Genomic DNA, 347 nt, shown 5'->3' with positions numbered 1-347 from the left:
CGACCAGTTCCATGGGCGCGGCGAGCAAACCGCCGAGGAGCCCGGGCTTGGTCGTTGCAGGGTATTCCTTGAGGCCAAACATCCCGGCGAAGTGCGAGTGGCCGGCGCCGCGGATCTCCACCGCTTCGCGGCCGAAGATCAGGCGGTTGGTGTAGAGGGTCGGACCGATCGGGCCGTGAACGAGCGGGACGGGGAGGGGTTCGCCAGAGACGAGTTCGTGCAGGAACTCGCTGACCTGCGAGAAGACGATGCCATCGCGGTCGTAGATCCCGAGCCGGCGTGGTCCGTAGGGAGCAAGTGCCGCCACGAGGTCGCGGGTTGTGTCCTCGAGCTTCTTCAGCGCCCCG

1 protein-coding gene is annotated in these 347 nt (G+C 67.1%); it reads right to left on the bottom strand.

Annotation, left to right across the window (positions count from 1 at the left end; all coding sequences use genetic code 11):
* Nucleotides 1–347, bottom strand: a 347-nt coding sequence (locus tag KZZ07_RS26725) for a VirB4 family type IV secretion/conjugal transfer ATPase (RefSeq protein ID WP_500862247.1), incomplete at both ends; no start/stop codon positions are given.

The sequence above is a fragment of the Mameliella sp. CS4 genome (assembly GCF_019392335.1).
Taxonomy (GTDB): Bacteria; Pseudomonadota; Alphaproteobacteria; order Rhodobacterales; family Rhodobacteraceae; genus Antarctobacter.
The sequence above is the reverse complement of the archived record's forward strand: the minus strand, read 5'-3'. Positions and strand labels throughout refer to the sequence as shown.